Here is a 22,289-nt window from a genome sequence, read left to right as displayed (position 1 = left end):
ATTATTTGTTTACTCAAATAATAATGCTATTTTATTAATTTAATTTATGAATAAATAATCCACTTCTTAATTTTGGTTCAAACCAAGTTGATTTAGGTGGCATAACTTCTCCAATATCTGCGACCTTCATAATATCACTAACTTCAGTTGGAAACATTGAAAATGCTATTTTCATATCAGTATGAACTCTTCTTTCAAGTTCCTTAATGCCTCTTATACCTCCAATAAAATCTATTCTATCAGAAGTTCTAACATCTTCAATTCCTAAAATAGGAGTTAGCACATTGTTTTGAAGAATTGCAACATCTAAACTATCTATAGGATCATTTACATTAAATATTCCATCTTTTGCTTCAAGCTTGTACCATTTGTTATCTACATACATACCATATGTATGTTTTTTAGAAGGCTTTACAGCTTCATTTTGTTCTGTTACAACAAATTTCTCTTTTAACTTTTCAATTAGTTCATCTACAGTTAATCCATTTAAATCTTTAACTACTCTGTTATAATCCATAACCATTAAATCATTATCTGGGAATGCAACTGATAAGAAATAATTAAATTCTTCATCACCAGTATAATTTGGATTTTCTTTTCTTCTTTTTAGTCCAACTTTAACTGCTGATGCTGATCTATGATGTCCATCTGCAATATATAGATTTTCTACACCTTTAAATAAAGTTGTTATTCTATTTACAGTATCTGCATCATCAATTACCCATACAATATGGCTTATTCCATCTTCAGATACAAAATCATATTCAGGTTTCTTTTGAACCCATGCATTTATTATTGATGAAATTTCTTTGTTTTCTCTATATGTTAAGAATATTGGACCAGTATTTGCATTACAATAATCAACATGGTTAATTCTATCTTGTTCCTTATCTTCTCTTGTAAATTCATGCTTCTTAATAACATTATTTATGTAATCATCTATTGAAGCACAAAAAACTAGTCCTGTTTGAGGTCTACCATTCATTATTTGTCTATAAATATATAGACATGGCTTTTCATCTTGAATATACTCTCCATCTTGAATTTTTTTATCAAGATTTTCTCTAGCTTTTTCATAAACTCTTTTATCATGTACATCTATTGAAGGATCTAAATCTACTTCAGCTTTATCTACATGTAAAAAAGAATATTTGTCACCCTTAACCATTTCCCTAGCTTCTTCACTATTCATAACATCATATGGAAGTGCTGCTATCTTTGATGCTAGTTCTGGAATTGGTCTAATGCCCTTAAAGGCTCTTACTACGGCCATTCTTATTACCTCCTAGATTTTTATTATAACTATTGGTCAATTTTTCTACATCATGAATATATTACACATTTATTATTTTATCATATTCTTATGCCTTTTAAAACTATTCTTCATCAAAATATAAAACGGATTCTGTTTCCCTACAATATTTTACACACATACATTGGGCTAATTGCCTAGGACATCTATAGCAAAGGCAACCTCTGTCATCTCCGCTACATTTATTGCTCTTCTTTTCTGGACAAACTTCACAATTCAAACCATTACCTGCTGGCATTTTATCATCTCCATAAATTTAAATATATAATATTATAACACACAAGATTTTATGTAAAAAAATAAGGCTATCAATAAAATAGCCATTACTTAATTATAGTAGATTGAATATAACAAGTGCTATAACGCCAGGAATACCTAAAAACCCTGCAATTAAAGATGTAAACGCATTAATATTAACTGTTATCCCAAAACTATCTCCTATAAAATTAACAATAGATAGCATTATAAGGCCTGTTAATCCATTTATTAAAAGTTTAATAATTAACTTTAATGGTAACTTTATTATTTTCACAATAAAGTATAAAATAACAATCCCAAACACTCCTGATATTAAGTATTCTAAATTCATAAAGCCTCCCACAAATTATATAAAGCACTATTTATATAGTTCTGTACAATGCTCTAACACATAATAATTACTTACCCTTAACCCTCTACGTTTAGCTATGCTCAAATAGTAATCATATCTTTTCTTTGCAGCCTCTTCTGAAAATATTGCAGCATCAATAAGATTAAAATCCTCTGCATTATTAAAACTACTCCTAGCAGCTTCTAGTTCAAGTTTTGCTTGCTCTATAGCTTTAATAAGGACATCATTATCCCCATTTTTACTTGATATTTTAAATATATAATTAATAATATTCACTCTGTTCAAAAATATACCTCCGTTTCTTATTTATATTCTTGACAGATATTACAAAATTATACACAAATCAATTATTCTATTACAGTTCTTCCTTCTAAGGCCTTAGATAAAGTAACTTCATCTGCATATTCTAAATCGCCGCCAACAGGAATACCTGCAGCAATTCTAGTTACCTTAACATCTAATGGCTTTAAAATTTTTGCTATATACATGGCCGTAGCTTCACCATCTATATTAGGATTTGTTGCAATAATAACTTCTTTTACTTCTGAATTCATCCTAGCAACAAGTTCTCTTATTCTTATATCTTGTGGTCCTCTACCTTGCATTGGCGACAAATTTCCATGAAGCACATGATATACTCCATTAAATTCCTTTACTCTTTCCATTGTCATAATATCTTTTGGTTGTTCCACAACACAAATGATACTTTTATCTCTATTTGGATTGCCACAAATAGCACATGGATCTGAATCTGTAAAGTTACCACATACTGAACAATATTTAATTGTTCCTCTTGCCTGTACTAAGGCATTTGCAAATTCCTTAACCTCTTCTTCTGGCAAATTTAAAACATGAAGTGTAAGCCTTTGAGCTGTTTTTTGTCCTATACTTGGCAATTTTGCAAACTCTTCTATTAATTTTTCTATAGCTATAGGATAAAAATCCATGCTTATCATTCCTTTCAAATATAGCTTTTATTTGATAAATAAAAATACAGAATGGATGATTAAATACTCATTCTGCATTTCTTAATTATTTATTTAAATTCTAGAAATTAAAATAATCCTGGGATATTAAGACCGCCTGTTATTTTACCCATTTTATTTGCAGTTTCTTCATCAGCTTTCTTCATAGCTTCATTTACTGCACTTAATACTAAGTCTTCTAACATTTCAACATCGTCTGGATCTACAACTTCTGGTTTTATACTAATACCTAAAATTTCTTTTTTTCCACTAACTTTAACAGTAACAGCACCACCACCTGCAGATGCTTCAAATTCAGATTCTTCTACTTCTTTTTGCATATCTTGCATCTTCTTTTGCATAGCTTGTGCTTGCTTCATTAAATTATTCATATTTCCACCGCCGAAGCCTCCTGGAAATCCACCTTTTGCCATAATATAGCCTCCTTATCTTATAATCTATTTTCTATTATATAGCATTTTCTTTTACAATTCTATATATTTATTATTCATCTAACTCTTGAAGAGCTGAACCAAATGTATTTCTTAATTTATCTTCAGTACTTTGACCTTTTGTTTCATCCTCTGAGACAGTAAATTTAGCTTTTAAACTTTCGCCCATGCCTTCTGAAATAACTTCATTTACAACCTGATAATTTTTAGGTATTTCAAGTCTTGTTTTGCTTTGTGCATATTGACTCTCAAATTGGATTGTTATAATACCCTCAGAAGAACTTACTGGTTTTCCTGTAAGAAGCGAAGCATATACTATCATTTGTCTTCTTGATTTGCATATTTCAAGTATATCCTTCCATTTCTTTTTAACCTCTTCTACTGTTATTTTAGAGTCCTTATTTACGGGCCCCATAGATTCTATTTTATTTATAGTTTTAGCACTATCATTCTTTTTATTATTAATATTTTCATTATTAACATTTACATTTTTTATATTAGTATTTACTGATACACTAATTTTACCAGCCTTAATGCCTTCTTCTAATTTATTTATTCTTGAAAGAATAACTTCATTTGATGTATCATATTCAATTTTACACATTTTAATAACTGCAAGTTCTAAATAAAGCCTTGATTCTCTGCTTATTTTTGCATTATTTTCTGCTTCTTGAAGTATTCTTACATCCCTCATAATTTCTTCTGTTCTTATTCTTGATGCCTGTTCTTTTACGAGTTGTATATTTTCTATAGACATATCTAAAACTTCTTCTGGATTGTTAGTTACCTTACTCATTAATAAATTTCTAAAATGATGTATTAAATCCTTTATAAACAAATATACATCTTTACCAGAAACCACAACGTCTTCAATAACATTCATCCCCTCTTCTACATCACGTTCTATTATAGATGATGTAAGTTTAAATAAATTTTCATTAGCCACAAGTCCTAACATTGATACAATATCTTTATATTCTATCTTCCCATCATCCATTGCAATAGCCTGATCTAATATACTAAGTGCATCTCTCATTGCACCATCAGAAGTTCGTGATATTAAATCTAAACTTTTATCATCTGCAAGTATACCTTTTGCCTCTACTATTTGTCTAAGTCTATTCATTATGACTTTATTATTTATTCTTCTAAAATCAAATCTTTGGCATCTTGACAAAATAGTTATTGGAAGTTTTTGAGGATCAGTAGTAGCTAAAATAAAAATAACATTAGCTGGTGGTTCTTCCAATGTCTTTAAAAAGGCATTTACAGCTCCTATAGATAACATATGAACCTCATCTAATATATAGACTTTATATTTTGACTCTTGAGGTGGATATTTTGTATCATCTATTAGTTCTCTTATTTTGTCTATACCATTGTTAGATGCTGCATCTAATTCTGTAACATCTATAGCTAATCCGCTATTAATTTTTTTACACATTTCACACTCATTGCAAGGCTCACCATTTTTACTATTTAAACAGTTTAATGCCTTTGCCATTATTTTGGCTGTTGAAGTTTTACCTGTCCCCCTTGTGCCACAAAAAAGGTATGCATGTGCTATTCTATCATTTTCTATTTGATTTTTCAATGTAGTGGTTATATGCTCTTGCCCAACTAAATCTTTAAATGTTTTAGGTCGCCATTCCCTGTATAATGCTGTATAAGCCAAGATTTTCACCTCATTTGTATACATATAGTTAAATAATCATTCTATTAATTTATTATAACACAATAAATTAGTGCTATTAATTTATTTAAAAAAAGCATGAAACTAAAAAGCTTCATGCTGTTAAAATTCATAAAAAACCGTGCACCCCAGGTTGATATCCATCTATATGCGTTACCTATACAGTTAGCTCAAGCCAGATTGATCCACGTCACATAAAAGTATCCACTTATCGCTGCTTCCTTCCAGACCTGACGAGGTTCATGGGCTTTTATTGCGTGGGACCTAACTCTCAACACCACTTATATAGGGCAGGCCATACAAATAAGAAACCTTCCATAGGGAATTCAATCTTGCTATAGCGGATTGCAAGTTACAAGGCACCGCTAACTCCCCATCTAGCACGGCATTGGTAGAGAGTACGGGATTTGCACCCATTAATAAGAGATATTTCAAATATTATTACTAAAAACCTCTCCACATCAATACAAAATGCTATATAATATTTTAATCATTTGCAAAACTAATTATAACAAAAACATAAAAGTATTACAACAATAATTACTTAAATTTAAATAGCAAAAAATCACAAAATAATATAATATATTTGGCGGAGAGAAGGGGATTTGAACCCCTGATAAACCAAAAAAGCCTATACGCGCTTTCCAGGCGCGCTCCTTCAACCACTCGGACATCTCTCCATGATAAATAATATAACATAAGCATTTACAGTATGCAAGACAGATTTTTCACTTTCTTCTATGTTCAAAAAAATCACTTAATATGTTGCTACATCTTTTGTCATACACCCATTGTACATCAAGCGAGGAATTGAGACTCTTATTATTAACAATATCTATAACTGTACCACAAGCTCCCATATCCTTATTAAATGTTCCTATATAAATCTTGCTTATTCTACTTTGCACTATTGCACTTGCACACATAGGACAAGGTTCCATTGTTACATACATTTCAGTGCCTCCAAGCCTCCAATTATCAATCTTTTTGCTAGCTTCTTTTATTGCAAGTATTTCTGCATGATTAATGGAACATTTTTCTTTTTCTTTTGTATTGTGTCCCTTTCCTATAATTATTCCATCCTTTACAATTACACATCCTATTGGCACTTCTCCTTCATTCATGGCCTTTTTAGCTTCTTTTATTGCTTCATCCATATAATTCATAATATACTCCTTACCTAAAATTAATTAATAAAAAAGGTTACTAAAATTTTAGTAACCTAAGTATAAATTCTAACTTTCTTAATTCTATTTTTCTCTAGATCTTCAACTACAAATTTTATGTTGCCAATTTGCACTTTTTCATTCTTCTTAGGCAACCTTCCAAGTTTTTCTAAAACAAGTCCTCCTACAGAATCAAAATCTTCTGATTCCATATTTACTCCAATTAAATCTGAGATATCATGAAGTTTAGTACTTCCTTCTACTATGTATTCATTTTCCTTAACTACTTTTATATTGTCTTCCCTTTCTTCATCATACTCGTCTTCAATTTCACCAACAATCTCTTCAATTAAATCTTCGATTGTTACAATTCCTACAGTACCACCATATTCATCTAATACTACTGCAAAATGATTTCTTGTTTTTTTCATTTCATTAAATACTTCTTTTATCTTTTTAAATTCAAATGTATAAAAAGGTTCCCTTATATAATCTAATATATTGAAATTTTCTGTATCATTATCTTTTATTATTAAATCTTTTACATTTAATATTCCAACTATATTATCTATGGTTTCATTAAACACTGGTACTCTAGAAAATTGTTCTTCCTTAATAAGTTCTTTAACTTTGCTATAATCAGAAGTAGCATCTAGTGCAACCATATCAACTCTTTGAACCATTACATCTTTTACTTGAATATCTGAAAAGTCAAAAACATTAAATATCATTTCCTTTTCGCCATCTTCTAAAACGCCCTCTTCTTCACTTACACCAACCATAGTTCGAAGTTCTTCTTCTGTTATAAAAGGTTCTGTTTCATTTGGATCACCACCACATATTCTAATAAATAATGATGATATACCCGTAAATACTGTTACAAATGGCTTAAAGACTGTTACTATAAATTTTATAATTTTTGCTATTCTTATTGATATTTTTTCTGCATTTTGTTGTGCTAATGATTTTGGAGTTATTTCGCCAAAAATAAGTATTAAAATTGTCATTATACCTGTTGCTACTGCTGCACCACTATTTCCAAATATCTGAAGTGCCACCGATGTTGCTATTGATGAAGCTCCAATATTTACAATATTATTACCAATTAATATAGCGCCTAATAGCTTATTAGGTTCTTCTAGTAATTTTTCTACTAAATCTGCGCCTTTTACTTTCTCCTCAACCATATTCCTAAGTCTAACTTTACTTAGTGACATTAAAGCTGTTTCTGACATAGAAAAAAATGCTGATAAAGAAATTAATACAATTAAGAGAATAACCTGTGCGGTGAGACTCGAGTCCAAATAAAATCACTCCTTATATGATTTAATATTTTAGTTTAGTAATTATTATATCATACAATCTTGTCTTTAACACCATACTATTAAATATTAACAAAATTTTAATTTTTTTGAACAAAAAAAGCTATTTACACTAATGAAAGTATAAATAACTTTTGAGCAAACATACATGTATATTTAATTTTATATATTATTTATATGAAGCTGTAGCTTCTCCTGTTGCAGAATCAAAATTTAATGTTATTTCAGATATAGTAAACAAATCAATATTTGTCCATGTAATTGAATTTCCTTTTGAATCTTTAACCATTAAATCCCAGTATTGTGCTTCTTCTTCTTCTTTAAATTTTATATTTAGTTCTGTACCTGAAGCAAAAGTATCTTGTCCTAATACATCCTCTTCCCAATCATTTTTTTGAGATGCTGATATATACATTTCTGCAATTTCTACACCTGTATTATTAATTACCTTTACATCTTGAGAATAAATTACCTTTTCATCTGACTTACTACTTGAACTGTTGCTACTTGAGCTATTGCTGCTTGTTTCACTTGAACTATTGCTTGTACTTGTAGTTGAACTATCACTGCTATCTCCACATGCAACCATTGAAGATAAACACATTGCTGTTATTAATCCCATAGCTATTAATTTCATTTTTTTCATTTTTTAAATTCCCCCTTTTTATACAATTAAAACTTTTACTAATCATTACAAATAAATTATATTATTACATTATTATTTTTTCAATATACTCTTCCCCTTCATCAACTTTTATTCAAAAACGTTTCTCATTTTTACATGATTATCCTTTTTGTCTGTCCTTTTTGAGTAGAATTAGCATTTTATATAAATATATGGTATAATTTATTGTATTTACTTAGTATTTAAAATTTATTTATAGCAATATTTATTATAAGGGTGAAAAAATGAAAATTTATATTTGTGATGATAATTTAGGGGACATAAATTTATTAACAGGGTATATTAATAAATTTGCATTATCAAAATCTTGTGAATTTAATATTAAAACTTTTATTTCTAGTGAAGAACTTTTTAAAGCTTTTAATGATACAGACCATCCAAACATCATATTTCTAGATATATATATAGATGACATATTAGGAATTGATATTGCTAAAAAGCTTTATTCTCTAGGATATACAGGAATTATTATTTTTACAACAACATCTTTAGATTTTGCACTTGAAAGTTATAAAATAAATGCTGATGGCTATTTATGCAAACCATTTTCTTATGATGAATTTAGCAGTATTTTTTCTAAAGTGTTTACTAGAATAGAACATATATTAAAAACTACTACCTTTATTTCTAACCGTATAGAACTTAAAGTTTATTTAAAGGATATTATTTATATTGAATCAGGCAATCATTGTAGTTTAGTTCATGCTAAAAATAAAATACTTAAAACTTCAAAAAATATAAGCACATTTTATGATGAATTATGTGCAAATAAAGAATTTATGCGTTGTCACCAAAGCTATATAATAAACTTAAATCATGCATCTAGTTTTAATGGTAACACCATTATTATGGATAATAATGATGAAGTACTAGTTTCTATCCGAGATAACACAAAAATCAAAAAACAATTTGCAGACTTTTTCTGGTCACAAACTTAAAAGTAAGGATGTGACTATTTTGAATTACAATATTAGTGATAATATTTGGATATTTTTATATTCGTTTTTAAATACCTTTCCTTTTATTCCTTTAAGATATTATTGCTTTAGAAATAAGCTAAGGATATCTTTCAAAAAAATTATGTTAACAAAATTGATTTTTGCTATAATTCAAGGGATGTCATTTGTATATTTAATACATTATACAGATTCGAGTCATAATTATGTTATGCTTCACAATACTTTCTTTGCTATATTTTTTATTGTTCTCTCATGTTTCTTTATAAAGGACTCATTAATTAAAATTCTTTATATTCCATCATTATTGGCACCGGTAATATTTTTTACATTTTCAGTTCCTATTACAATTGATAGTATTTTTAATGTTAAAGCTCTTACTATGCCATCATATATAATAAGTGTAATATCTAGAATTATCATAATAGCACTTTTGTATCCATTTCTTTATAGATTTATGAAAAAATTTGTACAACCTATAATGGACATTACTGTTGAAAATCTATGGAAAAACCTTTTTATTATACCTGGAATATTTTGTGTTCTAGAAGTATTAAATACTAGATATCTATTTACTTCAAGTTATGGATTTGTATTTTTTCTTATAAGATTAGTAATAATGGTTTGTTGTTTTTCCACTACTTTTGTAATTATAAATGTAATAAAATTTACAGCTAAACAAACTGAACTAGAAGAAAATGAAAAACATATGAAAATTCTTTTAGAAATGGAAATGGAACAATATTCTTTGCTTTCCAATAATATTGAAAAAACAAGAATAGCCAGGCATGATTTAAGGCATCACCTTACTTATATAAAATCATTAGCAGATAACAACTGCTTTGATGATTTAAAAAATTATTTAAATAATTACTTAGCATCTTTGCCTATTGACAAGCCACTTGAACTTACAAAAAACATTGCACTAAATAGTATCTGTAGTCATTATATAAATTTAGCTGAAACAAAAAATATAAATGTAACATATAAATTTTCCATACCAGAGAAATTATCTATTTGCGATAATGATTTATGTATAATTGCAGGAAATAGCATAGAAAATGCAATTGAAGCTTGCTATTATGTCAAAGATGCTAATAAATTTATTAATATATGTATAAAGTTAATATCCAATAATTTATCTATTATAATATCAAATAGCTTTGATGGAAAAATCAAAAAAACAGATAATAATCTTAATTATATAAGTAGAAAAAGGAAAAATGATGAATGTGGCATTGGGATCTCATCTATATGCGCTGTAATTGAAAAATATAATGGTATGTATGATATTGATATTGATAATAATATTTTTACATTTAAAATGCTTATTCCATGTAAAGAAAAGGCCTAACCTTTACGGTTAAGCCTTTCTTTCTACCCATCTGGTACCCCCAGTAGGAATCGAACCTACATCTATCCCTTAGGAGGGGACTATTCTATCCATTAAACTATGAGGGCAAATTGACACTACATTTTCAATTTTATTATACTTCTAATGTATTGTCAACTTAATAGAACTTTAATTATTGTTGCATCTTTAATAATCTACGTTTAACTTTTTTATCTATTACTATTCCTATTATCTTCTTTAATATAATTATACAAGGAACTGAGGCAACTATTAATATGACACAAATGGCTAAAGTACGTATATCAAGCCACTTTAATGAAAATACTTTTCTTGGAAGAGCAATAAAATATGCTAATGCAAATATCGCCATACTTCCCACCACTGTAACTGCTTTTAATTTATTTATAGGTAATGCAACCTTTAATAAAATCACAAAGCTTATGCCTGCATATACTAAAAGTGCTACTGTCCTAGCATAATCCAATCCATTATTACTATTATAAGCAATAACAAATGCAATTGTAGTAAAAATTACTGTAGCTATACCATTAGGTAAACTCTTTTTAAGTATAGTTGTTAAGAAGTCTTCTTTTCTTACTTTTCCATCATAAGGTAGCATTGCAAGTACCACTGAAGGCAACCCTATTGCCAAACCTCCAACTAAAGAACTTTGAATTGGCAAAATAGGATATGGCAACATCATTATACAAAAGACAAATGCTATAATCACAAAAAATACTGTTTTTGATAAAAACAATTCTGATACTCTTTCTAAATTATTTATCTGCTTTCTTCCTTCTTCAACCACCTTAGGAAGCGAACTAAAATCTGAATTCATAAGCACAAGCTGTGCAACGGCTTTTGTAGCATCAGACCCATTAGCCATAGCTATACCACAATCTGATTCCTTAAGTGCTAAAACATCATTTACACCATCACCAGTCATAGCTACTGTATGCTTGTTTGCTTGAAGCGCTTTTACAATATTCTTCTTTTGATGTGGAGTAACTCTTCCAAACACAGTATAGCTATCTACTACCTCTTTAAGTTCATCTACACTATCAGGAAGTGTTCTCGCATCTACATATCTTTCTGCTGCATGTACGCCAGCTCTTTTTGCAACTGCTGATACTGTAACAGGATTATCTCCTGATATAACCTTCACATTCACACCTTGCTTTTCAAAATATCCCAAAACTGATGGAGCCTCTTCTCTTATTATATCTTGAATAAGAATGATTGCTTTTTCTTCTATATTATCTAAACCATCCTTTAAGCTTCCTTCATTCTTTTTAGCTAAAAGTAACACTCTCATTCCTTTAGATGCATTCTTTTCAATAATATCTTTGTACGAATCATATTTTGTTCCAAGAATAATTTCAGGTGCTCCCATAAGCCATGAACCATATTCTTTAATATTTAAGCCTCCCCATTTTCTTTTTGATGAAAATGGAACTTTTTCAATAACATTTACTGTAGGACATTTTGTATACTTGTCTAGTATTGCCTGTTGAGTTGGATTTTTACTAGGCATATTATGCACTAATGCTGCAAGCACATGATCAATTTCCTCCTTACTATTTCCATTTAAAGGAACAACCTCTGTAAGTTCAAGTTTACCCTCTGTTATAGTTCCTGTTTTATCTAAGCAAAGTATATCAACTCTTGCTAATCCTTCTGTTGCTGAAAGTTGTTGAACTAAAGTATGATATTTTGCAAGCTTTACTACTGATACAATGAAAGTAGTACTTGTAAGAAGAACAAGTCCTTCAGGTATCATTCCAACTATTCCAGATACTGCTGCAATGGCTGCTTCATTATAACTACATTTAGTAAATACCAATTGTGTTATCATTAAACATATTCCTATTGGAACAATAAGCCATAGTAATACCTTAATTATTTTGTTTATTGCTTCTTGAAGTTCTGAATTAGTTATTTTAAATTTTCTTGCCTCTTCAGCTAATTTTGATGAATATGTCTCTTTACCAACACTTGTTACTCTTCCATATCCTTCTCCAGCAACTACAAAACTTCCTGATAATAACTTATCTTTTCCTAATTTATGAACAGGATCAGCTTCTCCTGTTAACATTGATTCATCAATTTCAAGTTCATCTGATTGTACAGTTTCACAATCTGCCAAAATTTGTTGTCCTGCATCTAAATAAACAATATCATCTTTAACTAATTCTTCAATAGATATTTTTTGTTTCTTTCCATTTCTTACTACAATTGCATGTGCCATATTTAGAACAGAAAGTTTCTCTAATGTTTTTTTAGATTTCATTTCCTGGGAAATACCTACAAAACTATTAATTATAATTACAAAAGCAAAAATTGCATTTTTAGGTGATCCAGCTAATATGACTACAGCTGCAAGCACTACATTAATTATTGTAAACACATTAAAAAAATTAGCCCGTATCATTTGCCATAAAGTTCTTGAAGGGGCTTTAGGCAATTTATTAACTTCGCCTTTTAGTATCCTATCTTTTACTTCTGAATCACTTAAGCCATATATAATATTTTTATTACTACCCTTAAATTCCACATTTTTCATCCCCTATTCTTCATAATTTATTACAATAATATGAAATATCACTATATCATATAAATTATATGGTATCCTATTATTCTTAAAAAATCTAAATATATTTTATTAAATTTTTCTAAATATTAAGTAAATTAACTGAACCCACATAATTGGAATCATCTTGTATAATAAGCTACACCGACACTTCCTGGCCCTACATGAAGACCTATAACAGGACCTATAGATTGAACTGTTACATCTATATTTAATTCTTTACTAAGCCTTTCAGCAATTTCTTTTCCTTCCTTTTCACAATTAATATGATGCACAATAACTTCCCCCGAACCATTTGTATTTATATCAGAAACAACTTTATCCATTATTGTATTTACTGCCTTTTTCTTAGTTCTTACCTTTTCAAAAACAGTAGTTTTCCCATCTTCTACAGTTAAAATAGGTCTTATTTGAAGTATAGTACCTAAAAGAGCTGATGCTCCTCCAATTCTGCCACCTTTTTTTAAATATTTTAGAGTATCTGGCACAAATAAAAACTTACTTTTATTAATTGTGTTATTTATTACTTGTAAAACTTCTTCCATACTTTTGCCTTCTTTAGCAGCCTTTGCTCCCTGAAGTGCAATATATCCCATTTGCATGCAATTTGTTTTAGAATCCACTATTTCAATATTAGTATTTGGATAATCTTTTTGAACCATTTCCTTTACAAGATGCATTGTTGAATATGTACCACTCATATCAGATGATAAAAATACTCCAACTATATCATGACCTTCCTTTGCTATTTTAGTAAAAATATTAAGTGATTCTTCCATACTTGGTTGCGATGATGTTGGAATATCATTTAACTTATCCATTTCTATATAAAATTCCTCATTTTTAAGTTCAACTTCTCTATAACTTTTATCATTTATTATTACATTTAATGAAACCACCGATATATCATATTTTTCTCGTAATTTTAAGGGAATGTAACTTGTACTATCTGTAATTATTTTTATGCTCATTTAATTTCTCCTTATTTCTATTAATATTAGACTAATTATATCATATAATATATCAAATCATATATTTATATTATGCTCATATATTTATATTCTAACTCATTTCTATATGTAAATTTATTAATTTTTTAAAAATATTGACTAATAGACATATTTTTACTTTGATTTGTGTTTTTTATAATATATACTATTAATAAGATGTAGAATAAATTTATATTATTGTGAGGTTTTTTATGTTAAGAACAATATTGTTTTTCCCAGCAGTAGGAATTCCTTTAGTTGTATCGCTTCTTTTTACTATAAAAATCAACTACTTAAATAAAAAAGGCGAAACTAAAAAAGCAGATATATTAACTTATAAAATATCATCATGGTGGGCAAAAGTTGTTATGAAATGTGCAGGAGCAAAAATAAATGTAAAGGGACTTGAAAATATACCAAAAGATAAAACTGTACTTGTAATGGCAAATCATCAAAGTTATTTTGATATTACCCTTCTTATGTCAGAGCTTAAATTTCCAAAGGGATTCATAGCAAAAAAAGAACTTGAATCATGGTTTGGAGTTAGTGTTTGGATGAAAAAAATGCACTGTGTATTTATGGATAGAGCAAATATAAGAAAATCTGCTGAATCCATAGTAGAGGGAATTAATTTATTAAAAAAAGGTCATTCTATGGTAATATTCCCAGAAGGCACCAGAAGCAAAGGTGGTATATGCCATGAATTTAAAGCTGGAAGTTTTAAGCTTGCTACAAAATCAAATGTTCTTTTAGTTCCTGTAACAATAGATGGAACATATAATCTAAGAGAAGCTAATGAAAAGAAGAGAATAAAGGGAGCTTCAGTAGACTTAATAATTCATAAGCCCATAAATGTAGCTACCTTATCTAAAGAAGAAATTGCTGAACTTCCAAAAAAAGTAGAAAAAATAATTACAGGATCTATTAATCCTAATAGATCTAGATTCTAAGAAAAGTCAGAAACCCTGACTTTTTTTATATCAAATCCTTTAAGCTTTCTTTAACCTCTTCTATAGGTAAATTTCCTTTTATTAAATCATCTTCATTTTTATTTAAAAGCCTATTATAAAAATCAATACCTAACTTTTTCATTTTTTCTTTATCTTTAGCTTTAGCTTTATTTATCATCTCATATAAAACATCTTCTGCTTTATCATATTTACCTAATAACTCATAAGCCACAAATATTTCCTTAGATTCTTCCATGCTTAGTTCATATTTTTGAATTTCATCTATAATTTCAATAATACTGCTCTTATAATTATTAAGATAGGTATCATCATCTTTAAAACCTTCATTAAATGCAGAAATTGATATTAAATAATAAAATATTTCTTTTGATATATCCTGTTGACTTTTACATAAATATCCTTGAAATTTTAAAAGCATCCCAAGTGCAATATATTTATCTGCACTATTTTCAAATCCTACATTTATCATACCTTTTATAGTTTCAAAAGATACTGTATTTACTGTATCAATATCAATGCCAACCATTTCCTTCATTTTATTATTAATAATTTGAAAAGCTTTCCTTGTATCATTATTAAGTATTCCCTTATCTACCTCATCCATAACAATTTTAAGACCGTTTTCTATTTCTTTTAATAAATCTCTTTTTATCATAAAAATTACATCCTTTACAAATATTTTTATAAATATAACTATTTATCTAATTTGATTTCCTTCTCTAAGACCAGCTCCAAGCACAACTATATACTCTGCTTTTTCTGTGTTATTTTTAGGGTATCCAATAATAAAACCTTCTATAATACACATAAATACAATACCTATTATAAATAATACTTTAATACATATATAGCTCCTTTTTAACAGCTTATTCTTATTGTTTTTAATAAATCTATTCATATTTTTTTTAACAAAATGATATATTATTAAAGCTAATCCAAATATTATAAAAGCAGAACTAAATGCTACAATAACGCTACTTATACAATTAATGACTATGGTATATACTAATATTACTGTTCCCAATATTATATCAACATAATTAAATATTGAATTCTTTTCTTTAGTAGCCTTTACTTTAATTTCATTATTCCCCTTCATTTTAACCTCTATTTCATATCATCAATAAGCTTTTTAACTTTGTTCTGAACAAGCCATAATTTTTTTTGCTTTCTATTATTTGATACCATATTTTTTTGATTATTTTGGCTTTTTTCTAAATCCCTCATATATTTTTCATCTGCTATTTTTAAAGCATCCTTTATTACTAATAATTCATCCTTACTAAACATTTTTGTCCTCCATATAAACTTAATAATATATTAATTGTACCACAATTTTGTATCACAATTTTTACTTGAAATTTTATTTATTTATTAAAATAATCGCTTATTTTTGTTGGGCCTCCTATAATATCCTTTCCTATATATAAGGATCCATCCTTCTTTACTTTAACAGCCCACTTAACAAGCATTATATTTCCCTTCATTATTTCTATTCCGGTAATACATCTTGGATGCACACAACTTCCTGTATTAAAGTATGTACATGTTCCTTTTTGGGCAAAGGATGGTTTATGAGTATGACCAGTTATAATTATCTTTTTTTCTTTATCTGCCCATCTGCTCATATTATTATATACACATTTACCTCTATTATAATTTTTGACTACCTTAGTAGGATCTCTAACTCCAACAATTTCAAGAGGTTTCCACAAATACCTAACTAAAAATCTTGCTATTTTCCATATATAATCATTTATAAAATCACCTTGATGACCATGAATTAGAAACATTTTATTATCTTCATTTTCTCCAGTACCACTTAAAACAATTCCCTCATGAATTTTTATATTGTAAAATAAATTTACATCTTTGTTTTCTCTTTCATTATAGTATTTATACAAGTTTTTCTTTACATATTTTGTTTTTTTCTTTACCATATCATGATTACCATATATAAAATATAGTCTTTTCTCATTATAAAATTTTCTTAAAACATAAAAAATATTTCTATATTCATCTATTATATGATTAATTTTTTTATTTTCCCAAAGTTCATCTCCATCCCCAAGTTCAATATATGTATATCCCTCATTGTAATAATATTCAAGAGCAGTACTATATAATTTTTGATTTTTTGAAAAATTATCTTCAAATCCTCCTGTGCCTCTATGGCAATCACTCATTAATATAAACTTAGACTGATCATCATAAAAAATAACCTCAGATTCATTAAATATTTTAGATAATCTTTTTAATATGCCTTGCATTTAAACACCTATAAATATATTTCTATCTAAATAGTATATTATATAAACAAATATATGTTACACATTATATAAAAAAGTTCCTCAACTATAATTTTGTTGTTGAGGAACTTTTTTATTAGAATTTTATAATATATGATGTATGGGCTTTCACATTAAATACAGTATATTCTCCATCAATATGATAATTAATTTCTTCATTAAATATTTCGCTAGCAGATTTTATATGAAAATCGCCAAAGGATTTCAAATTAACTCTTACATTTCTATCTTCATCATCTGTAGAGCATATTACTATAAATAAATCATTCTTTGTAAATCTAGCAAAAGATAATACATAACCTTCTTCACTTAATATTTTGAATCCACCATCTTGAAGAGCTTCTTCACTTGTTTTTAAATGTGCTAATTTTGAATAAAGCTTATAGTATTTAGTTGATTTTATATCCTTATTCCATGGCATTGGATATCTGCATCCTTCCATATCATTTATTCTTCCATCAATACCTGCTTCATCACCGTAATACATATTAGGTGCACCTATCATTGTAAACATCATAATAACTGCACTTCTATAATCATCAAATGATAAATCTTTATGGTTATGAAGTCTTGGAGTATCATGACTATCAAATAAATTAAATTGATCCTGCCACATAACAAAAGGAAGCTTTCCTAAATGATCTCTAAATCTATTTGCAAGAGCTTTAGCCGTCATTTTACTTCTTACTGCATTTAATTTTTTGTTAGTTCTAAATGTCAAATCATCTTGTCCAACAAAAGCCCTAACAGGCATACCAAAGCCAAAGTAATTCATTGCAGAATCCCATTCATTACCCTTCATAAATTCTGCATGATCTGACCAATCTTCTGCTAATATATAAGCTTCTTTATTTTCTTCCTTTATACTCTTTCTTATTCCAGGCCAAACTTCATGATGAAGTTGAATTTCATCATTTCTTGCCATTGTATCTGCCACATCAAATCTCCATCCATCTATAGAATAAGGAGGTTTAAGCCATTTCTTAACTAATGAATCTTTCCCTTGATATATGATATTTCTAAGATCTTGTGATGTATAATTTAATGTTGGTAGAGTTTCTACATTAAACCAAGATTTATAAGTGTTATCATCATTGAAGAAATAATAATTTCTTTCCTTTGAATTTTTATTATTATAAGCGCCTATACTTTTATCAAAGAAAACACCTTCTTTATTGAACCATTTGTTTGCTGTTCCTGTATGATTAACAGAAGTATCTAACACAAGCCTCATACCATTTTCATGTAAGGCTTTCATTAAATCTTCAAAAGCCTTATCTCCACCAAAATGTGGATCTACATGGAAATAATCTAAACAATCATATTTATGAACAGTTGCTGCGTAAAATATAGGATTTAAGTATATTGCATTTACTCCTAATTCCTTTAAATATGGTATCTTAGATTTTATTCCTTCTAAATCTCCTCCATAAAAATCAAGACAATGAACTTCATCATATGATTTAGGTTCTTCATTCCAATCCTCAACCTTTATAGCAGGATGTCCATCAAAATAATATTCATTAGTTTTTACATCATTTTCTTTGTTTCCATTGCAAAAACGTTCAGGAAATATCTGATAAAAAACTGTTTGCTTTACCCATTCTGGTTGTTCATAATCAATAAGTATTTTAAAATCAAAAGTTTCATCAGGTATACAATCATTAACTCCCCTTTGATTATAATAGTATACTGTATTATTAGATAATAAATAGAAATGATAATGAAATACATCTTCGTATACATTTATTGCTTCTGCCTTATAATATGCAAGTCCTTTTTCTACATAGTCCTTTTTCATTTCAATTATATTTTCGACACCATTTATTTTTGTTCTTAAAAATACTCCATTTAAAGGTGACTCATCAAAAACTCTTAAATAAATATCTATAGCCTCTCCTCGCTTTGGAAGTGGTTTACTTACAAAAAACTTTGAACCATCACTATAAACACTTTCAATCCAATTTTTCAAAACTCATACCCCCTAAATACAAAAAAATAATGAATAATGAAGAATATCCTTCATTATTCATTATTTTATTTTCATATATTTATCATGTCAATATTTAATTTATTAGCTTCCTGAACTCTCATATTTACTTATTCCTATAAGCCATATTCTATATGCTACAAAAAGAGCTATAATACTTACTAAACATGTAAGTATTATTCCCGTAAACACATTTTCTTTTCCTAAGAAATAGCTTCCTGGAAAATATCCTGTAAATGCAAAAGGAATTATTCCTGTTAAAATAATTTTAATTCCCTTTGGATATATACCCATTGGATATTTTGCAAAATCACTTAGTTGATATACCATAAACAAATATGATTGAGCAAATTTAACCCAAAAAGCAATAGATGTTACTGCAAGTTTTATTGCAGTATATATGCCTGTAGCAAATATAACAACTACTGCAAATAAAAGTATTTCTTTTATCCCAAAACTTAATCCCATTTTCATTGATGAGTATACAACAAGTATACTGCCTATTATTATCTCTCCAAATCCATCAGGTTGAAAACTCTCAGCTATAACTTGGAATAAAGGATTAATTGGTCTTAAAATATATTTATCAAATTCTCCATGCACTATAGTTTTCCAACTAAATATCCAAAGATAATCAGTAAATACATGATCTATCCCTCTTGGAATTTGAGCAAAACCATATATAAATAATATTTCATGGAAACTCCATCCTGAAAGAGTTGGAATCATTCCAAAAATAATTGACAAAAATACTATTCCTGTAAATTGAACCAATATAAACCCTACTAATCCTAATACAAAATCTGCTCTATATTCAATAAGTGATTTTATATATTGCTGCAAGAACTTTAAATACAATCTTATATATTTTCTCATATCTTAGCCCCCTAAAATTGTTATCTGCTTAATTAACTTTTTCCATATCCACCTTGCAAGCAACATAAATATTATTACCCAGATAACTTGAAATAAGATTCCCTTTACCATATCCATACCCTTTAATTTTCCTAAATATATAAGAGTTGGTGTAGAAATAATTGAACTAAAAGGTAGTAGATTAAATATTTTTGTAACAATAGATGGAAAAAATATAAGTGGTATTAATGTTCCAGATAAAAGCTTTGAAATAGCGCCCATAATTTGATTTAATCCCCACATATTTGTTATCTTAAAAGCCAATAATCCAAAACAATAACAGTAATAAAAGTTAAGGAGCATACTAAGTAATGCACTTAAACAATATAAAATCAAATTTATAGGACTAAAATATCCTGTAAGCTTTGTGTATATTATTTCCACTACTATAAGTGCTGGCAAGAATACTAATATAAAATTAAAAAAGACTTGCCCAAAAGTTTGAAACATCATTCTTTTAGTGTAACTAATAGGTTTTATAAGATTCATTGCCACTGAACCATCTTTTACTTCTCTATATATTGAACTTATACAGTCATTGGTTATTACTAAATTAGTCAAAAATGCAATTATCATATATATAATCATTTCATTTAATGAAAATCCATTTAATATAGTATCTTCAGCACTGCCATAAATAGCTCTCCACAAAAATGCTGTAACTATCATTAAAATGCTTTCCCCTAAAATAAACATTATTGTATTTCCCTTATAAGCAAGTTCTGCTTGAAAGGAATTAGTAGCAAAGGGCATATACATTTTTAATTTTTTCATATACTATACCCCCTCACTGTAGATTTTTTTAATTATATCCTCAATACTTGTTTCAATTATTTTAAAATCAATAACTTCAGTTTTTGAAAGAATTTTATTCATTATATCTGAAGATGATATTTTATTTTTATTAAAAGTTACACTTATTTTGCTATAATCTTTTTTATATTTTAAATCATCTTCTAATAAATTCTTATAATCTAATATTTTATTTAAATCTATATTAGTATCTTTTATTTGAAATTCTATTGATGTCATAGCACCATATCTATTTTTAATTTCTTCCAAAGATCCATCATAAATCTTTTTCCCTTTATCAATTATTATTATCCTTGAACAAAGTTCTTCAATATCATTTAAATCATGAGTTGTTAAAATTATAGTAGTTCCATACTTTTCATTTATTTCCTTTATTGCTTTTCTTACCTTTTCCTTTACCATTACATCTAATCCTATTGTTGGTTCATCAAGATATACAACTTTAGGATTATGAAGAAGTGAAGCTGCAATATCAGCTCTCATTCTTTGCCCTAGAGATAATGATCTTACTGGTGTTAATAAAAACTCATCAAATCCTAAAATATCGTTTAAGAACTTCATTCTTTCATCATAATCTTCGTCACTTACATCATATATTTCCTTTAAAAGTGAAAAAGTTTCTGATAAAGGCAAGTCCCACCAAAGCTGAGTTTTTTGACCAAATACAACTCCAATATTCTTGGCATTTTCCTTCCTATTTTCATAAGGTACTAGCCCATCAACAGTTATCTTCCCACTAGTAGGAGTTAAGATTCCTGTCATCATCTTTATTGTTGTTGATTTACCAGCTCCATTAGCTCCAATATATCCAACTATTTCTCCCTTTTCAATCTCAAAACTAATGTCTTCAACTGCCTTTTTAATTACATATTCAGTTGAAAAGAAAGACTTAATAGCTCCCCTAAAGCCTGGATACTTTTTGTTGTTTTTGAATTCCTTTGTTATACTTTCTACTTTTATCAAACCTTATACCTCCCATCCCAAATCCAAGTTTATTGGATTATTAAAATACTTTTAATTAATAAAAATAAAAAACCTTAAGTAAACATAATTACCTAAGGCGTAAAAACAATATTATTTTTTGGTTATAAATGTCAAGTTAATCATGTAAATTTTTGATCATTTAAGAATGTAGTTTTTTTATTCTTCTTCGAAATTCATATGATCCTTTAAACGATATGAATTTCCAGTAATTGA

The 22,289-nt window shown here is 28.0% G+C and carries 24 protein-coding genes, 2 tRNA genes and 1 other RNA gene; 3 read left to right on the top strand and 24 right to left on the bottom strand.

The window, feature by feature from the left end:
- Positions 1 to 34: 34 nt before the first annotated feature.
- The 12 genes from ACTNAO_RS10385 to ACTNAO_RS10330 all read right to left on the bottom strand — a co-directional run bounded on the left by ACTNAO_RS10385 (position 35) and on the right by ACTNAO_RS10330 (position 8,166).
- Positions 35 to 1,273, bottom strand: a complete 1,239-nt coding sequence (locus ACTNAO_RS10385) for a DUF1015 domain-containing protein (protein WP_441028756.1) — start codon at positions 1,271 to 1,273, stop codon at positions 35 to 37.
- A gap of 103 nt (positions 1,274 to 1,376) precedes the next feature.
- On the bottom strand, positions 1,377 to 1,550 hold the full coding sequence (locus ACTNAO_RS10380) for a hypothetical protein (protein ID WP_441028758.1): 174 nt from the start codon (positions 1,548 to 1,550) through the stop codon (positions 1,377 to 1,379).
- A 93-nt stretch (positions 1,551 to 1,643) separates the two neighbouring features.
- A complete protein-coding gene (locus tag ACTNAO_RS10375; protein ID WP_441028760.1) occupies positions 1,644 to 1,901 on the bottom strand; it encodes a pro-sigmaK processing inhibitor BofA family protein in 258 nt (85 codons plus the stop codon).
- A 27-nt stretch (positions 1,902 to 1,928) separates the two neighbouring features.
- Positions 1,929 to 2,198 carry a DUF2508 family protein gene (locus ACTNAO_RS10370; protein WP_441028801.1) on the bottom strand — a complete coding sequence of 90 codons (270 nt, stop codon included), beginning with the start codon at positions 2,196 to 2,198 and terminating at the stop codon, positions 1,929 to 1,931.
- A 71-nt stretch (positions 2,199 to 2,269) separates the two neighbouring features.
- Positions 2,270 to 2,869, bottom strand: a complete 600-nt coding sequence (gene recR / locus ACTNAO_RS10365; RefSeq protein WP_441028762.1) for a recombination mediator RecR — start codon at positions 2,867 to 2,869, stop codon at positions 2,270 to 2,272.
- Between the two features lie 107 nt (positions 2,870 to 2,976).
- On the bottom strand, positions 2,977 to 3,321 hold the full coding sequence (locus ACTNAO_RS10360) for a YbaB/EbfC family nucleoid-associated protein (protein WP_441028764.1): 345 nt from the start codon (positions 3,319 to 3,321) through the stop codon (positions 2,977 to 2,979).
- A gap of 70 nt (positions 3,322 to 3,391) precedes the next feature.
- The gene (gene dnaX, locus ACTNAO_RS10355) at positions 3,392 to 5,014 is read right to left on the bottom strand and encodes a DNA polymerase III subunit gamma/tau (protein ID WP_441028766.1); all 1,623 of its coding nucleotides are present in this window, start codon (positions 5,012 to 5,014) and stop codon (positions 3,392 to 3,394) included.
- Between the two features lie 137 nt (positions 5,015 to 5,151).
- Positions 5,152 to 5,418, bottom strand: an RNA gene (gene ffs / locus ACTNAO_RS10350) — signal recognition particle sRNA large type.
- A 201-nt stretch (positions 5,419 to 5,619) separates the two neighbouring features.
- Positions 5,620 to 5,712 (bottom strand) — tRNA-Ser (locus ACTNAO_RS10345).
- Positions 5,713 to 5,760: 48 nt separating this feature from the next.
- A complete protein-coding gene (locus ACTNAO_RS10340) occupies positions 5,761 to 6,198 on the bottom strand; it encodes a nucleoside deaminase (RefSeq protein ID WP_441028768.1) in 438 nt (145 codons plus the stop codon).
- Positions 6,199 to 6,254: 56 nt separating this feature from the next.
- A complete protein-coding gene (locus ACTNAO_RS10335; RefSeq protein WP_441028770.1) occupies positions 6,255 to 7,502 on the bottom strand; it encodes an HlyC/CorC family transporter in 1,248 nt (415 codons plus the stop codon).
- Positions 7,503 to 7,689: 187 nt separating this feature from the next.
- Positions 7,690 to 8,166, bottom strand: coding sequence for a hypothetical protein (locus ACTNAO_RS10330; protein ID WP_441028772.1), 477 nt, complete (start codon positions 8,164 to 8,166; stop codon positions 7,690 to 7,692).
- A gap of 263 nt (positions 8,167 to 8,429) precedes the next feature.
- On the opposite strand from ACTNAO_RS10330, the gene ACTNAO_RS10325 reads away from it, so the two are divergent.
- Positions 8,430 to 9,143 (top strand): LytR/AlgR family response regulator transcription factor, encoded by a 714-nt coding sequence (locus ACTNAO_RS10325; RefSeq protein WP_441028774.1) that lies wholly within the window; start codon positions 8,430 to 8,432, stop codon positions 9,141 to 9,143.
- A gap of 309 nt (positions 9,144 to 9,452) precedes the next feature.
- On the opposite strand, the gene ACTNAO_RS10320 is transcribed toward ACTNAO_RS10325, so the two are convergent.
- Positions 9,453 to 9,584 (bottom strand): hypothetical protein, encoded by a 132-nt coding sequence (locus ACTNAO_RS10320; protein ID WP_441028776.1) that lies wholly within the window; start codon positions 9,582 to 9,584, stop codon positions 9,453 to 9,455.
- 34 nt (positions 9,585 to 9,618) lie between these two features.
- Here ACTNAO_RS10320 and ACTNAO_RS10315 point away from each other — a divergent pair, with 34 nt between their 5' ends.
- Positions 9,619 to 10,515, top strand: a complete 897-nt coding sequence (locus ACTNAO_RS10315; protein WP_441028778.1) for a sensor histidine kinase — start codon at positions 9,619 to 9,621, stop codon at positions 10,513 to 10,515.
- A gap of 32 nt (positions 10,516 to 10,547) precedes the next feature.
- Here ACTNAO_RS10315 and ACTNAO_RS10310 read toward each other — a convergent pair.
- From ACTNAO_RS10310 to ACTNAO_RS10300, 3 genes are all read right to left on the bottom strand, one after another.
- Positions 10,548 to 10,622, bottom strand: a tRNA-Arg gene (locus tag ACTNAO_RS10310).
- A gap of 65 nt (positions 10,623 to 10,687) precedes the next feature.
- Entirely contained in the window at positions 10,688 to 13,078 is a 2,391-nt protein-coding gene (locus ACTNAO_RS10305; protein WP_441028780.1) for an HAD-IC family P-type ATPase, read from the bottom strand.
- 149 nt (positions 13,079 to 13,227) lie between these two features.
- Positions 13,228 to 14,076, bottom strand: a complete 849-nt coding sequence (locus tag ACTNAO_RS10300; RefSeq protein ID WP_441028782.1) for a DegV family protein — start codon at positions 14,074 to 14,076, stop codon at positions 13,228 to 13,230.
- 230 nt (positions 14,077 to 14,306) lie between these two features.
- On the opposite strand from ACTNAO_RS10300, the gene ACTNAO_RS10295 reads away from it, so the two are divergent.
- Positions 14,307 to 15,044, top strand: a complete 738-nt coding sequence (locus ACTNAO_RS10295; protein WP_441028784.1) for a lysophospholipid acyltransferase family protein — start codon at positions 14,307 to 14,309, stop codon at positions 15,042 to 15,044.
- Between the two features lie 25 nt (positions 15,045 to 15,069).
- Here the strand turns inward: ACTNAO_RS10295 and ACTNAO_RS10290 are convergent, their stop codons facing one another.
- The 8 genes from ACTNAO_RS10290 to ACTNAO_RS10255 all read right to left on the bottom strand — a co-directional run bounded on the left by ACTNAO_RS10290 (position 15,070) and on the right by ACTNAO_RS10255 (position 22,055).
- Positions 15,070 to 15,720 (bottom strand): DUF6483 family protein, encoded by a 651-nt coding sequence (locus tag ACTNAO_RS10290; protein WP_441028786.1) that lies wholly within the window; start codon positions 15,718 to 15,720, stop codon positions 15,070 to 15,072.
- Positions 15,721 to 15,762: 42 nt separating this feature from the next.
- The gene (locus ACTNAO_RS10285) at positions 15,763 to 16,164 is read right to left on the bottom strand and encodes a hypothetical protein (RefSeq protein WP_441028788.1); all 402 of its coding nucleotides are present in this window, start codon (positions 16,162 to 16,164) and stop codon (positions 15,763 to 15,765) included.
- Between the two features lie 8 nt (positions 16,165 to 16,172).
- The gene (locus tag ACTNAO_RS10280; RefSeq protein ID WP_441028789.1) at positions 16,173 to 16,355 is read right to left on the bottom strand and encodes a hypothetical protein; all 183 of its coding nucleotides are present in this window, start codon (positions 16,353 to 16,355) and stop codon (positions 16,173 to 16,175) included.
- Positions 16,356 to 16,432: 77 nt separating this feature from the next.
- A complete protein-coding gene (locus ACTNAO_RS10275; RefSeq protein WP_441028791.1) occupies positions 16,433 to 17,335 on the bottom strand; it encodes a metallophosphoesterase family protein in 903 nt (300 codons plus the stop codon).
- A gap of 115 nt (positions 17,336 to 17,450) precedes the next feature.
- Positions 17,451 to 19,346: an alpha-amylase family glycosyl hydrolase gene (locus ACTNAO_RS10270; protein ID WP_441028793.1), complete on the bottom strand. Its 1,896-nt coding sequence runs from the start codon at positions 19,344 to 19,346 to the stop codon at positions 17,451 to 17,453.
- A gap of 102 nt (positions 19,347 to 19,448) precedes the next feature.
- Positions 19,449 to 20,240 carry an ABC transporter permease gene (locus ACTNAO_RS10265; protein WP_441028795.1) on the bottom strand — a complete coding sequence of 264 codons (792 nt, stop codon included), beginning with the start codon at positions 20,238 to 20,240 and terminating at the stop codon, positions 19,449 to 19,451.
- Positions 20,241 to 20,243: 3 nt separating this feature from the next.
- Positions 20,244 to 21,053, bottom strand: a complete 810-nt coding sequence (locus ACTNAO_RS10260) for an ABC transporter permease (protein WP_441028797.1) — start codon at positions 21,051 to 21,053, stop codon at positions 20,244 to 20,246.
- 3 nt (positions 21,054 to 21,056) lie between these two features.
- Entirely contained in the window at positions 21,057 to 22,055 is a 999-nt protein-coding gene (locus ACTNAO_RS10255; protein ID WP_441028799.1) for an ABC transporter ATP-binding protein, read from the bottom strand.
- Positions 22,056 to 22,289: the final 234 nt, after the last annotated feature.

It is taken from the genome of Clostridium sp. HCP1S3_C6, assembly GCF_052066735.1.
Classification (GTDB): domain Bacteria; phylum Bacillota; class Clostridia; order Clostridiales; family Clostridiaceae; genus Clostridium.
Note: the sequence above shows the minus strand (reverse complement) of the source record. Positions and strands in the feature narration are given on the sequence as shown.

Coding starts and splice junctions, on each gene's coding strand:
- ACTNAO_RS10275 (WP_441028791.1), bottom strand. CDS start 17,335: ATGCAAGGCATATTAAAAAGATTATCTAAAATATTTAATGAATCTGAG.
- ACTNAO_RS10300 (WP_441028782.1), bottom strand. CDS start 14,076: ATGAGCATAAAAATAATTACAGATAGTACAAGTTACATTCCCTTAAAA.
- ACTNAO_RS10290 (WP_441028786.1), bottom strand. CDS start 15,720: ATGATAAAAAGAGATTTATTAAAAGAAATAGAAAACGGTCTTAAAATT.
- ACTNAO_RS10265 (WP_441028795.1), bottom strand. CDS start 20,240: ATGAGAAAATATATAAGATTGTATTTAAAGTTCTTGCAGCAATATATA.
- ACTNAO_RS10295 (WP_441028784.1), top strand. CDS start 14,307: ATGTTAAGAACAATATTGTTTTTCCCAGCAGTAGGAATTCCTTTAGTT.
- ACTNAO_RS10375 (WP_441028760.1), bottom strand. CDS start 1,901: ATGAATTTAGAATACTTAATATCAGGAGTGTTTGGGATTGTTATTTTA.
- ACTNAO_RS10360 (WP_441028764.1), bottom strand. CDS start 3,321: ATGGCAAAAGGTGGATTTCCAGGAGGCTTCGGCGGTGGAAATATGAAT.
- ACTNAO_RS10330 (WP_441028772.1), bottom strand. CDS start 8,166: ATGAAAAAAATGAAATTAATAGCTATGGGATTAATAACAGCAATGTGT.
- ACTNAO_RS10340 (WP_441028768.1), bottom strand. CDS start 6,198: ATGAATTATATGGATGAAGCAATAAAAGAAGCTAAAAAGGCCATGAAT.
- ACTNAO_RS10320 (WP_441028776.1), bottom strand. CDS start 9,584: ATGATAATTCTAGATATTACACTTATTATATATGATGGCATAGTAAGA.
- ACTNAO_RS10325 (WP_441028774.1), top strand. CDS start 8,430: ATGAAAATTTATATTTGTGATGATAATTTAGGGGACATAAATTTATTA.
- ACTNAO_RS10380 (WP_441028758.1), bottom strand. CDS start 1,550: ATGCCAGCAGGTAATGGTTTGAATTGTGAAGTTTGTCCAGAAAAGAAG.
- ACTNAO_RS10285 (WP_441028788.1), bottom strand. CDS start 16,164: ATGAAGGGGAATAATGAAATTAAAGTAAAGGCTACTAAAGAAAAGAAT.
- recR (WP_441028762.1), bottom strand. CDS start 2,869: ATGGATTTTTATCCTATAGCTATAGAAAAATTAATAGAAGAGTTTGCA.
- ACTNAO_RS10260 (WP_441028797.1), bottom strand. CDS start 21,053: ATGAAAAAATTAAAAATGTATATGCCCTTTGCTACTAATTCCTTTCAA.
- ACTNAO_RS10385 (WP_441028756.1), bottom strand. CDS start 1,273: ATGGCCGTAGTAAGAGCCTTTAAGGGCATTAGACCAATTCCAGAACTA.
- ACTNAO_RS10280 (WP_441028789.1), bottom strand. CDS start 16,355: ATGTTTAGTAAGGATGAATTATTAGTAATAAAGGATGCTTTAAAAATA.
- ACTNAO_RS10305 (WP_441028780.1), bottom strand. CDS start 13,078: ATGAAAAATGTGGAATTTAAGGGTAGTAATAAAAATATTATATATGGC.
- ACTNAO_RS10315 (WP_441028778.1), top strand. CDS start 9,619: ATGAAAAAATTTGTACAACCTATAATGGACATTACTGTTGAAAATCTA.